Genomic DNA, 12102 nt, shown 5'->3' with positions numbered 1-12102 from the left:
TAATGATTGATGTAGCAGCACTTGCGGTTTTTATTCCTACGTTCTTTTTTGTGTCTATCACCCCTGGTATGTGTATGACCCTTGCCATGACACTCGGTATGAGCATTGGCGTGCGCCGCACATTATGGATGATGATAGGTGAGCTGCTAGGTGTCGCAAGTGTTGCCATTGCTGCGGTATTAGGCGTTGCAAGCGTAATGCTAAATTACCCAGATGCGTTCGCCATTTTAAAGTGGGTAGGCGGTGCGTACTTAATTTACATTGGCTTTAACATGTGGAGAGCCAAAGGAAAAATGTCGGTCGATACCTCAAAACCAAGTGACGTAAGTAGGAAGTCGTTATTTACGCAAGGTTTTGTAACCGCAATCGCAAATCCTAAAGGGTGGGCGTTTATGATTTCACTACTGCCGCCCTTTATAAGTGTTGAGCATGCTGTAGCCCCTCAGCTTTTAGTATTGCTTGGTGTAATAATGACTACCGAATTTTTAAGTATGTTAGCTTACGCAACAGGCGGTAAAAGCTTACGTTTATTTTTAAGCCGTGGTGATAATATTAAGTGGATGAACCGAATAGCCGGTAGCTTAATGGTTGTTGTAGGCGCGTGGTTAGCATTGGGCTAATTCTCAAAGCTAATAATAAGCTTGTTTGAATGATATTTGTACAGGTTAAGGTATTTTTTTAACCTCAAATTAAGTAAATAGAGCTATTATACAAAAATGAGCCAAAAGTATTAACCTAAGCTGAACGCCTTGCTGTGGTTACATTTGTTTATTTTTTTGTTGTAAGTTATAAAAACTTCTTAATTTTCTGTGTTGCATTTTTTTACAAATTAGGTGATTCTAATTACATATTCAAGGAAGAATGAATTAAGTCAATAGCTTAGCTTTGTGCTTTCTTGCCTTTTTAATGTATAGGGAATTACCTCATGAAAAAAGCTATTCTATCCGCACTTATTTTTGTACCTCTTTTTGCTGGTTGTGTTTCAACAACCGATACTAGTACTTCTGCTAATTTAGACCGCAATACTGCAGTTGCAGAGTTAACTACTCGAATGGATACACTCGGTTATTTTCACCCGGTGGCTGTACAGGTAGGTATTGACGAATTTTTAAATATGTCAGCTATTATCCTTGAGCGTCAGCGCAAAGTTATGGGTGAATACCGCACACAAACTGATAACTACCGTGATGTACAAGCCTTTTTATATGCCCATCAAAAGTCGACACCAGAGCAACTTCAAGCTGCAATCGAAGAGTTTGACGCAGGAGCAAAAAATAAAGATGAAGAAATTGGTCATAAAATCGCAGCTTATAACTTAGCGAACGAAGGTATTTATCAGCAAAATGTTGAACTTGCGACTGATTTAACGGTAGAGATCGCCAAGTCTACTTATATTTTAAGCCAACACAGCACTGTCATAGCGAAAGTAACAGCTTTAAAAATGGGTGGAAATCTTGTGGGTTCATGGCTTTCAAGCGATGAAGAGAATGCAGAGCAAGAAGAAGATCCTAAAGATATAGGCACAGCGCTTATTAAAGCAAAAGATCAACTTGCGTTAGCACTCGAAGCAAACGAAATTATAGAACTTGAGCAAGCAACAATTACAGCTATAAATGAGCTACAACTTGAGCAAGAAGCGAAAGGCTAATGAAAACAAGCATTTTTGCTTTTTTAATAGCATTTGCTTTTAGTTGTTCTGCTCAAAATTGGCCTGATTGGGTAACCCAACCGCAAAAAAGTGATGAATATATTACTGCGATTGGTATAGGTGAAAGTCGCTTAGCTGCAAGGCAAGCGGCTTTAGCCGATATTATCACTCAATTAAGTGTTGATGTAAGTACGCAGCAACTACAAAAGCTAACAAAGCAAGATAACCAATCAAGCAACTATTTTGAACAAGCAACTACTTTAACTAGCTTACCGTTTACGTTGACTGGGCTAGAAGAGCTTAATGCGCTTGAGGAAAATAATTTATTTGCTTTAAAAATGGGTGTTAAAAAATCGGTTTTAGTGAAAAATCTTAAATCTGATTTATCAAAGTTATCTCGCATTTCTGCGCCAGAAAATAACAACGAACAACGCTTTATTTGGGCGCTTAAAAATAGTGGCGAACTTAATGTTGCGACAAAAAAATTAGCAGTATTAGAGCACCTTTCCGGGCCTAAGCTATTTATTCAATCGACTTTAAATAATTTATTAACTGAACAAGCAAAAGCATTAAATGCTGTTTCTTGCGATGTGATAGGCGCTAATAATATTAGCACGATTAAATCTGCACTCAATAATGCACTCCCTCATAGCGGCGATACACGCTTATGGGTGCGCCCTCAAATACGCTGGCAGTACGCTAAATCTAATAATAAATACTCTGCTAAAGCTATTTTAACTCTAGCGCTTACGCGCAGTTCAACCCCTTTTAAAGTGTTATTGCAACAGGATCTTGTTGCGCAAGAAAGTGCTGCAACACAAGAAAATGCAAAGCAAAAAGCGATCAATAATTTAGTACAACAACTTAAAGCGCCTGCTAGCCAGTGGCTGTTTGATATTTAGGAATGGTAATGAAATTAATAAAAAACTTAACTCTATCAGCATTTACACTCGCCTTATTAGCAGGGTGTAACTCTTCACCTAAACAAGGAAGTGCTACACAATCAGGGTTGGTTAGTAACAACGCCTCAAATACCGTAATAGCCAAAAGTGCTTATATATTTAATGACGCGGATATAGCTATGCCTGCATATTTTGATACCCAAGGTTTAGAGCGCTGCACGTTTGATGCAAATACCGAAACTGATAGCTGTCCGCTTAAAAAACCAATTGTACGTATGTACTTTGACTTAGCGGGTGTAAATGGCACTGGTATAGGTGTTGATGCTATGCGTGAGTTTGATAATCAAAACTTATTACTAATGCTCGAAAATCAATTTGCAGGTATTAATCGCTTTAGAATAGTAACGCGTGATGATGATGCTATTTCAAAGGAACAGCAATTAATTTTACAACAACAAGGAGTGGTTGCCGCTGCCAAGCGTGCAGAAGTTAAAGCGTTAATCCCCGATTTTGTTGTAAAAATAGATTCACTAAGAACGTTAAAAACCGAAGGTTCAATCACAGATTGGGCAGACTATACATTAGAGCTGACAACTGGTGTTATAAATCCGCAAACACGTGAAAAGCTGTCGCATCCTAATTTAGGTAAAATTCGTGTTAAATCTGAAGATGTACGCGATCGCTCGGAGCTAAAATTTACGACTGTAAGCGGGCGTTACGTAGCTGGGTTTCACTTTGACCAAAGTGCTCATGTAAATGCTGTACTTAGTGATATGGGATCGCGTGGTATTGATATTTTACTTACTCGTATGTTGAGTGAAATGCCTGCAACAGCACAAGTATTAGGTATTAAGGGTAGTAAAATTAGTTTAGACAGAGGCCAAAATGCGGGCGTATTACCTAACGAAACAATGATAATCTTTAGCTATGAAGCTGGATTTGTTGAGCCAATTGGCGTTGCGAATGTAAATCCTTCGCGCAGTAGTGCAAATGGTGAAATTATTCGTTGGAAAGACTCCGATGCAGCCGATGATGTTAAAAACAAAGCTGAAAATGGTATTTATCGTCCATCAAATGGTGCAAAAATATTTGCTGTTTCGGTAGGTACTCCTGCTGACTTTTTGGAGAATCGAACATGATCAAAAAGTTTGGCTTATTAGCATTATGTTCTTTGAGTGCGCAAGCTCAAGTGGATGTATTGTCTGATGGTACGCTACAAATACAGGCATGTGCATATGGACGAGGTAGTACGGCTATTTCGGGTGCAAAAGCCCAGGCTAGTGCTGAGCTTATTAGTTTTATTAAAGGTAATAAAAGCCTAACAACCCAAAGTGCGCAGCAACATTTAACAACAAGTTTAGATGATGATGCCGCCAGCTTATATGAGCAACAACGCGCCACGATGATGGAAGGTTTGAGTGCTGGGGCCGTTCCTTTAAATTACTCAACGCCTACGCTTAGCGGTAACGACACTTGCATGACTGTCAGTATTAATCCGCAAGAGTTAGGAGAGCCGCAAGAACAAAACTGGCAGCAAACCACTCAAAATATTAGTGTGACAGTAATAGGCCAAGGCTGGAAAAAGGAAGGTAAAACAGCACTGACGATTGCAGAGCAAGATGCTCTGCAACGTGCTGTATCGCAAGTTGTAGGTGTGTGGCTTACTCAGCAGCATACGCAATCGTCAAGCACGAGTATGAATATTGTTGACGGTAACGAATCAACAAATATGCAAGAGCTAATAGGGCAACAACTTTCGAGTCATAGTGAAGGGCTTGTTAAAGAGTGGCAAACGTTGCAAACCAAAGAGCTGCAAAATGGTGGTGTGGAAGTGACCATTATGGCTGTTGTAGAAAAAGCACCTCTCATTCAAAAAGCATCAAAATTATTGAGTATGATTGGTTCGCCTAGAGTACAAGTTATTGCGCCTGAGCCATTAAAAACAGAGCTAAAAATTTGGTTAAACGAGCAAGGCGTTGAAGTTGGTAATGCGGCTAGTTTAGTTATTTATGCAAAATCAGAAGTGATTAAGCGAGATAACAATAGGCAGCTTTATTTAAGTGCTGACGTTAGAGATTTAGCTGGAAATATTTATGGTCGATGGAAAAACGATCCTTCATTTATGTCGTTGCCTAATGACCCTTACGTAGAAAAAGATTTAATGGCAGTACATTTGGCGAGTGAGTCACAATCAAAAGCGCTTCATAACACCCTAAATAATGCATTTACTCAAGTAGTTGCCAGAGGGGGATTAGTTCGTGAGGTCATGTTGCCAAGCAATAAGCTAACCCAACCAGAAAAATTGCATGATGTTTTAAGTACGTTAGGTGGAGTGAGCGATGTATCTATACATAAACAGCAAAAATACACCATAGCAAGCCTTAGATTTAAAGGTAGTACCGGTGAACTTGCTCATGCGCTCGATCAGGCATTAATGACAATAACAGCAAAAAACCTTTCAAAAATTACAGTCGAAGACGATTTTACACTCAGGTACAAATAAGGATAGACGATGAAATTAAAAATATTAACATTAGCAATGGTTTTAGCTATGCCTGCAATCGCAGCTGAAGAATTTAGCTTAACAGATATGATCCCGGCTCGCCCTGGCGCGCAAGTAGCGGGTGCTGAACAAGCACAGATTTCTGGCGATGTAGTGGTTGCAAAAGATACAAACGTTGCAGTTGCTGTTGCTCATCAGGCACTGATGGATGACAACGAAGACGGTATTAAAATGATTCAGGTTGGCAGCGGCACCGGTATTTTATCTATTGGTAGTGCCAGTTATAACACCTACGAAAATATGAATGCGACGTTGCTGTCTAAACGCGGTGCTTATAACCAAGCTTATTTAATTGCGAAAAAACAATTAATTGAAAATATGAAAGGTGTTGAACATCAATGTAGCAATGTAGTGTCTGCAAGAATGGATGTTATTGATACGGGCGTTGAAGGTACGGCAAACGAACAAACTAATATGATGGAAGCGTGTACAGAGTCTGTATCGGGTTCGTTAGCGGGTTTTGTTACTTATGACGTGTACGACAATATTGGTGAGAAAGGTGTACGCGTAAGTTTAATATCGACTCCTAAAACACGTTCACAAATTAAAGGTAATCGTGGTGCTGTAGCAGTAACTACTGAGCCAAATGTAATTTTTCAACAAGTAATAAGTGATGTTAAAAGTGGTGTTTTACCACCTGTTGGCGCCAAAGTACTTACTAATGCTGATACTGGCGAGGTCATTGTTTTAGGTTATGGGTCTGCAATTGCTCGTCAAAATAGAAATAGCAATGTTGCTCGCAAGCTTAAAGGCGTTGCTAAATCACAATCGCAAACACGCGCGCGTTCTGCGTTGCTTGCCACTATCCAAGGTGAAAAAGTGTATTGGCAAGGTAGCTTTGACGAAAAGCAAATGGAAGGTACAAAGCAATTTGAGTATGAAGATCCTAATCTGAACGATCCGCAACAAGTAGAAATTTTAGAAGAAGACCGTAGTACATTTTTGAATCAATTAAAAACATCTGATGAGTACTCAACCGTTGCAAAAGGTAAATTACCACCGGGTGTAAGTGTTAAAAGCTTTGCAAGTGATGATGGATTTTGGCAGTACAGCGTAGCTGTTTATGCACCAAGCTTAGAGGCAACGGCACGCAAAGCAGCTAAAGAGATGGAAGGTAATAATGGTCAAACTGTTAACGGTGTAAGTCACCACGGCCACAAAATAAAAGCACACGGTGGGTTAAATGAAAAAGCGGCTAACCCTCAAGGTGCATCAGGTAAAGTAGCGAGCGAAAAGGAACTTTAATGCTAGCACCTATTTTAGCGCTTTCGTTGGTGGCTTCGGCCACTTTCGACTCAGAGCAAACAATTGAACAACAAACTGCTTTTTTTAAAAGTCAGGCTAATGGTCAATACGCCCGAGTAATGGCGTTAAAATCGAGTGCAAAAAATGCGCTTGAGCAGGCATGTCGAAATGCATTGACCCTGCCACAGCGCAGTATTATTAAAAATATTTTAGCTAAAAAGCTCAATATGACTTTGCCAGAGTCGGTAAGCTTTATTGAAGCTGAAATTACGGATTATAAGCAAGAAAAACAGCAAGAATGGTTAACTTGTACTGGTGTTGTAACACCTGCTGCGCAAGATATTAACGAAGCTGGACTTGCCGTTAGAGCTGCTTGGCAAGTAGGTAGCCAAAAAGATAAAGCAAACTTACGCCCTTTATTGCAAGTTGCATTGAATCACCCTACAACGATGTCTGATGCAGTAGCATTAGCAGCTGTTCTGTCGCCAGAGGAGCAACGTTTAAGCTATCTCGATAAATATTTAAAAGCGAGTGAGTTAAAACTCGATGAAGCTAAAGCCTCAGTTGCACAAACGTGGTTTGTTAATGAGCGTTATAAACAAGTTATCTCGCTAACTCAGCAATGTGAAAGCATAGATTGTAAGCGTTTAAACTTAGCCGCTCAAACTGAGTTTGATAATTTGTCTGCTGATGATTTAAGTAGTTATTTTTAATTTTATAGGGATATAAAAAATGGACTCAAAATTTAAAATACTACTAAAAATTAGTGCTTTAGCTTGTTTAACACTGAGCTTAAATAGCTTAGCCCAAACAAGTGACGAAGCCGAATTTGAGGCCTTTTTAAAAAATCGCCAAAGTGAGTTTAGTCAGTATGAACAACAGCAAAAGCAAGAATTTGAAGCGTTTGTAAGTGCCTGGCATGATGCGCAAAGTGCATATTTAAAACAAGTAACCCAAAAGTGGCAAGATCCAAGCCTGCCAAGCTCAAAAGTGTGGGTAAAATACAGTGATGATTTAAATAAACGCACTAGTGTAAATTTTGAAAGTGGTGAAGTCGTAGTTGAGTTATTAAATAGCCAAAACGACGAGCAAGCCGCTGAATATGCAAAACAGCAATTAAACGAGCTTTCACAAGTAACAGTAGATAAAACACTTGCAAATGATCCGGTTTATATTGCGGCTAATAATACCATTAATAGCAAAAGTTTTGCCTCAACGGGCAAGCCTTTAAATAGAAAAATAGAGCAAAGTAAGTCACCAACAACGACTCAACCTAAAAAAATAGCCGAGCAAACGGTGCTCTCTACTGAGATTGTAAAAGAGGTGCTCACTGGAAAGGCACCTATTATAACTAAACAAAAAGACAGAGTAACAATTAGCTATAAATTGCCTGGTAATACACTTTCGAACCAAGCAAAGCGTTACCTACCAGAAGTTCAACAGCAAGCCAAGCGTTATAAATTAGATCCTGCATTATTATTGGCAATTATACACACTGAATCAAGCTTTAACCCGCTTGCCCGTTCGCCAATTCCTGCTTTTGGTTTAATGCAAATAGTGCCTACTTCAGCGGGTAAAGATGTGAGCAACTTTTTGCAAGGTAAACCGCTATTACTTAGTCCTGAGTACTTATTTCAGGCTGATAATAACGTAGAGGCAGGCAGTACTTATGTGCATATTTTAAGTAATCGTTACTTTAAAAATGTACGTAATGAGCAATCAAGAATTTATATGAGTATTGCAGCTTATAATACTGGCCCAGGTAACGTAGCCAAAACGTTAAGTGGCTCTAAATCACTTAATCAGGCTAGTATTGCTGCTAATTCAATGTCTGCAGACAAAGTTTATACCTTAATGGTAAACAATTTACCTGCGCAAGAAACCCGTAATTATTTACAAAAAGTGGTTAAACGCACCGCTTATTATCAAGATCAATTGAAAGGAATTTAAAATGAAAAAATTATTACCAGTTATAGCCGTTTTAGCTTTAGGTGCGTGTTCAAGCACTGAAAATACACAATCTGAGCCGTTAGCAAAAAATGATTCAGTGCCAAGCTGGGTATTATTGCCAGTGTCTGATAAAGGTTTAGCGTCGTCGTCATGCGTACCTTGGTCGGGCAGTATGTCTACCGACAGAGCACAAGCAATTGCAGCCGCTCGCGCCGATTTATCACAGCAAATACAAGTTAAAGCAAGCGTTATGGACAAGCTATACCAACGCAAAGCGCAAAGTAATGATGAGCTAAATGTTGGTGGAACGTTTGAGCAAGTAAGCAAGCAAGTTGCACAACAAAGCCTTGTGGGCGCTATTCCACAAGAAGTTGCCTTTGCTAAATTAGACGGTGTAAAGCAGCTTTGTACATTTGTTGTAATGAGCAATACACAGGAAACGTTTAATAACCTAGTCGCTCAATCTGGTAAGCGTTTAGACCCAAGTTCACGAGAAGCGCTTTATGAAGAGTTTAAAGCTCAAAAAGCGATGAAAGATCTTGAAAAAGAGTTAGATAATTTAAATAAGTAAAAACAAGTTAACGTTTTTTATATGTATTGCTGGCTTCGTTTTTACTAAGGTAAGCTGGCTTTTTTAGTTATAAAAGGATTACCCTTATGAAAGATATATTTTTCTTTGAATCGATGCTTACACCAAAAATCATTACCGTTGTGTACTGGTTAATGCTTATTAGTATATTAATTTCTGGTATTGTTACCATGTTTGCTCAGTACGGCGGTGGCTTTTTAACTGGTCTGGGTATCATTATTGGTGGTGCGATCGGTGCACGTATATGGTGTGAGCTATTAATTGTGTTATTTAAAATTCATGAGAACCTTCAAAAAATAGCTAATAAATCAGAGTGATTGGTTAAGGTTAATTATTATAATAATGGTAGTGGGGATACCAATCTTGCGGACCTCACTATTTTTCTTCACTTATCACCATCTTTTATTAGTTGATGTTTTTATTACCTCAGCAAGTTAAACCCTTAAAATAAATCTGTTTTATAGCTATAGAGCATCGCTTCAACGCAAGTGCGCGTTAGCTGCACCTAAGGCACACTCAGGTGAGTACCTAAGCAGCATTGAGCTCTTCAATAATGGAGCCGTTAGTGGCTTTTATAACAGCAGCTAATAATATTGCTTTTTTTAATACAAAATTATTTTTAATCGGCTAGAGTGAAGGTTTAATAGCCTCATTACTAGTGGGTTTAACCACAATGAGCATTATGGTAGTAACAGTAAAACCTAAAATAGAACGCTTTTTAAAGAGCTAACACTTAGAGCGCTAACGTATTAAAGCAAATAATTTAATACGTTTATAGTGGGCAGATGCATGAAGTAATTAGTTACTTAATTGAGTTTTCTACCGGGCATCCTCGTTTACGGCATATACCTTCGTTACATAATTTGCATATTTTACGTGCCTCGAACTGCTCGCTTGTTAGGCTGCCAAGTGCTACTTCTATCAAACTTAAAAAGCTTTGTTTTTGTTCATCATTAAAGTTGTTTAGTATTTTAGAGGTGGCTGTTTCTCTGCTGCCTAGTACTAGTTCAACCCTTTTACTTCCTTTATCCGTTACGCATAAAACGACAGAGCGGGCATCTTTTACTGACTTTCGTCTTTCTACAAGTTCTTCGTTTTCAAGTGTATTTATTAATCTAACTGCACCAGAATGCGTTAAGCCTAAAACCTTGCTTAGTGCATCAATGGTTTCATTAGGATGATTGTAAATAGTGACCAGTGCTGCTTCGTGGCTTAAGCTTCGCCCGCCTAATTCGGCAATCTGTTTTTCAATGTCATTAGAAACAGAAGTAGCAAACGTGCCGATTAAATTTGATATATATTTTTCATTTTTCATAAATTTAATTATATGTGATTCGATCATATAAATATAGTGACAAATTAAGCGCCCTCATTTATTGTGTGACTCAGTCATGTATGTTGGCTCGAAATTAGTTAATCTACTTCGAATATTACACAAATTACATGAGCGAGGACTTACCGCCAGCTCATCAGTTAAATAAAGCGATATAATTAAATGAAGAATGATTCAGAAACATTACGTTATGCAAAAAAGTTTAAAACTGTATTAGATAAAAAAATGGCCTACATAGATGAAGGCGAAGGTGAGCCTATTGTGTTTTTACATGGTAACCCTACATCTAGCTTTCTTTGGCGAAACGTTATGCCCTATTTGCAAGGAAAAGGGCGTTTAATTGCTATCGATATGATTGGATTAGGAGATTCGCAAAAGTTAGATAACACCCATGAGGGCAGCTACTCACTTGCTGAAAACAGCAAATACACATTTGCACTTTTAGAAGCGTTGGGTGTAAATAATAACGTTACCTTGGTGCTGCACGATTGGGGTTCAGGCGTTGGTTTTAACTGGGCTAATACACATCGTGATGCAGTAAAAGCAATTGCGTTTATGGAAGCAATTGTTACTGACTTTCCAACATGGGACGATTTTCCTAAAGATTTGCACGGACCTATTGGCACTATGCGCTCAGCTGAGGGTGAAAAAATGGTGCTTGATGACAACTTTTTTATTGAAACAATATTACCAGCGACCATTGCACGCAAATTAACGCAAGCAGAGCATGATGAGTATCGCAGACCCTTTATAAATGCAGGAGAAGATCGCCGTGCAATTTTAGCAGGGCCTCGCCAACTGCCCATTGCTGGAGAGCCTGCCGATACCGTGGCTTTAGTTAAAAGCTATGCGAGCTATTTAGCTAACTCTCACGATATTCCAAAGCTATTTATTAATGCAGAGCCAGGTGCTTTTTTAGTTGGTTACGCAAGAGACTTTGTGCGTACATGGCCAAATTTAACTGAGGTAACCGTAAGCGGTATTCATTATATTCAAGAAGATTCGCCGAATGAAATAGGGGAAGCTATAGCAGATTGGTTACCCGTAAAAATGCTTAACACATAAACGAGCGTCTAAAAGTAAGGTGTTATTAGGCATGCTTATCTTTTGAGGTTGAACTTGCAGTGGCATGTTGGTTTTTTTAGGCAAGACAGAGCCTATGTAGTGTGGTTATTCCCCATAAATAAGTACTGCCATTGAATCCGCCCTAGGGGCAATTTACTCTGTGCTGCCGACTGGATTACACAATTCACGCCACGGTTAAATTGTCTCTAAATAGAACGAATCTTAACCATTAAGGGCTTGCATACCTTAGTAACCTGAGCAAAAAAACAAAGCACCCTATAAATTAGATGAATATGATAACCTCTGATCAAATGCTTACTTTCAAGTAAAGGAGATAACAAACAGTAATGCAAACATAAAAGCGATCTCCTGAGTTTAATTTTGGTGTTAAATTAGCAATAGACTTAAGCTAAGTTCCAACTGTTTTAAAAGGAATAACAAATGGAAAGGTTAACAAATGAGCAAGTTCAATTTTTACCGATGTACGACGGTTTGAGCCTAGATAATATAATTGTAGTGACGCAAAAATCAGACGCGATAAGCGCGATAGAAGAGCTAAAAAAACATTCAGTTTTAGGGTTTGATACAGAAAGTAAGCCTTGTTTTAAAAAAGGTGAAATAAGTGATGGACCTCACCTTATTCAACTTTCTACAAAAGCAAAAGCGTATCTATTTCCTACTAAATTTTTTGACAACTTCGCCGCGATCGAGGGTATATTGTCAGGGCAAGATCACGAACTTTACCTTGACTTAAAAGTATGATCTTATACTCCTTTTTTAAGGAGCATTCTCATGCTTGATATTCAG

Annotated in this window: 13 protein-coding genes; 12 read left to right on the top strand and 1 reads right to left on the bottom strand. The window is 38.6% G+C overall.

Going from position 1 to position 12102, the window contains the following annotated elements; genetic code table 11:
* Window positions 1-2: 2 nt before the first annotated feature.
* From GQR54_RS09400 to GQR54_RS09355, 10 genes are all read left to right on the top strand, one after another.
* Entirely contained in the window at window positions 3-620 is a 618-nt protein-coding gene (locus GQR54_RS09400; RefSeq protein ID WP_166377391.1) for a LysE family translocator, read from the top strand.
* Window positions 621-925: 305 nt separating this feature from the next.
* Complete coding sequence (locus GQR54_RS09395) at window positions 926-1648, top strand: hypothetical protein (RefSeq protein ID WP_166377389.1); 723 nt, start codon at window positions 926-928, stop codon at window positions 1646-1648.
* Window positions 1648-2550 carry an LPP20 family lipoprotein gene (locus GQR54_RS09390; protein WP_166377387.1) on the top strand — a complete coding sequence of 301 codons (903 nt, stop codon included), beginning with the start codon at window positions 1648-1650 and terminating at the stop codon, window positions 2548-2550. Before GQR54_RS09395 ends, GQR54_RS09390 begins: the two co-directional genes overlap by 1 nt.
* 8 nt (window positions 2551-2558) lie before the next feature.
* Complete coding sequence (locus GQR54_RS09385) at window positions 2559-3689, top strand: hypothetical protein (protein WP_166377385.1); 1131 nt, start codon at window positions 2559-2561, stop codon at window positions 3687-3689.
* Window positions 3686-5053, top strand: coding sequence for a hypothetical protein (locus tag GQR54_RS09380; RefSeq protein WP_166377383.1), 1368 nt, complete (start codon window positions 3686-3688; stop codon window positions 5051-5053). Before GQR54_RS09385 ends, GQR54_RS09380 begins: the two co-directional genes overlap by 4 nt.
* 9 nt (window positions 5054-5062) lie before the next feature.
* On the top strand, window positions 5063-6358 hold the full coding sequence (locus GQR54_RS09375) for a hypothetical protein (RefSeq protein ID WP_166377380.1): 1296 nt from the start codon (window positions 5063-5065) through the stop codon (window positions 6356-6358).
* Window positions 6358-7071: a hypothetical protein gene (locus tag GQR54_RS09370; RefSeq protein ID WP_166377378.1), complete on the top strand. Its 714-nt coding sequence runs from the start codon at window positions 6358-6360 to the stop codon at window positions 7069-7071. Before GQR54_RS09375 ends, GQR54_RS09370 begins: the two co-directional genes overlap by 1 nt.
* A gap of 19 nt (window positions 7072-7090) precedes the next feature.
* Entirely contained in the window at window positions 7091-8308 is a 1218-nt protein-coding gene (locus GQR54_RS09365; protein WP_166377376.1) for a murein transglycosylase domain-containing protein, read from the top strand.
* 1 nt (window position 8309) lies between these two features.
* On the top strand, window positions 8310-8879 hold the full coding sequence (locus tag GQR54_RS09360) for a hypothetical protein (RefSeq protein WP_166377374.1): 570 nt from the start codon (window positions 8310-8312) through the stop codon (window positions 8877-8879).
* An 86-nt stretch (window positions 8880-8965) separates the two neighbouring features.
* On the top strand, window positions 8966-9214 hold the full coding sequence (locus GQR54_RS09355; RefSeq protein ID WP_166377372.1) for a DUF4282 domain-containing protein: 249 nt from the start codon (window positions 8966-8968) through the stop codon (window positions 9212-9214).
* Between the two features lie 485 nt (window positions 9215-9699).
* Here GQR54_RS09355 and GQR54_RS09350 read toward each other — a convergent pair whose 3' ends face one another.
* Complete coding sequence (locus GQR54_RS09350) at window positions 9700-10212, bottom strand: MarR family transcriptional regulator (RefSeq protein ID WP_166377370.1); 513 nt, start codon at window positions 10210-10212, stop codon at window positions 9700-9702.
* A gap of 180 nt (window positions 10213-10392) precedes the next feature.
* Between GQR54_RS09350 and GQR54_RS09345 the strand changes: the two genes are divergently transcribed.
* Both GQR54_RS09345 and GQR54_RS09340 read left to right on the top strand, forming a co-directional pair.
* Window positions 10393-11295: a haloalkane dehalogenase gene (locus GQR54_RS09345; protein WP_166377368.1), complete on the top strand. Its 903-nt coding sequence runs from the start codon at window positions 10393-10395 to the stop codon at window positions 11293-11295.
* Between the two features lie 441 nt (window positions 11296-11736).
* Window positions 11737-12057: a hypothetical protein gene (locus tag GQR54_RS09340; protein ID WP_166377366.1), complete on the top strand. Its 321-nt coding sequence runs from the start codon at window positions 11737-11739 to the stop codon at window positions 12055-12057.
* Window positions 12058-12102: the final 45 nt, after the last annotated feature.

The organism is Pseudoalteromonas sp. Z9A4 (assembly GCF_011378845.1).
GTDB classification, from domain to species: domain Bacteria; phylum Pseudomonadota; class Gammaproteobacteria; order Enterobacterales; family Alteromonadaceae; genus Pseudoalteromonas; species Pseudoalteromonas arctica.
Note: the sequence above shows the minus strand (reverse complement) of the source record. Positions and strands in the feature narration are given on the sequence as shown.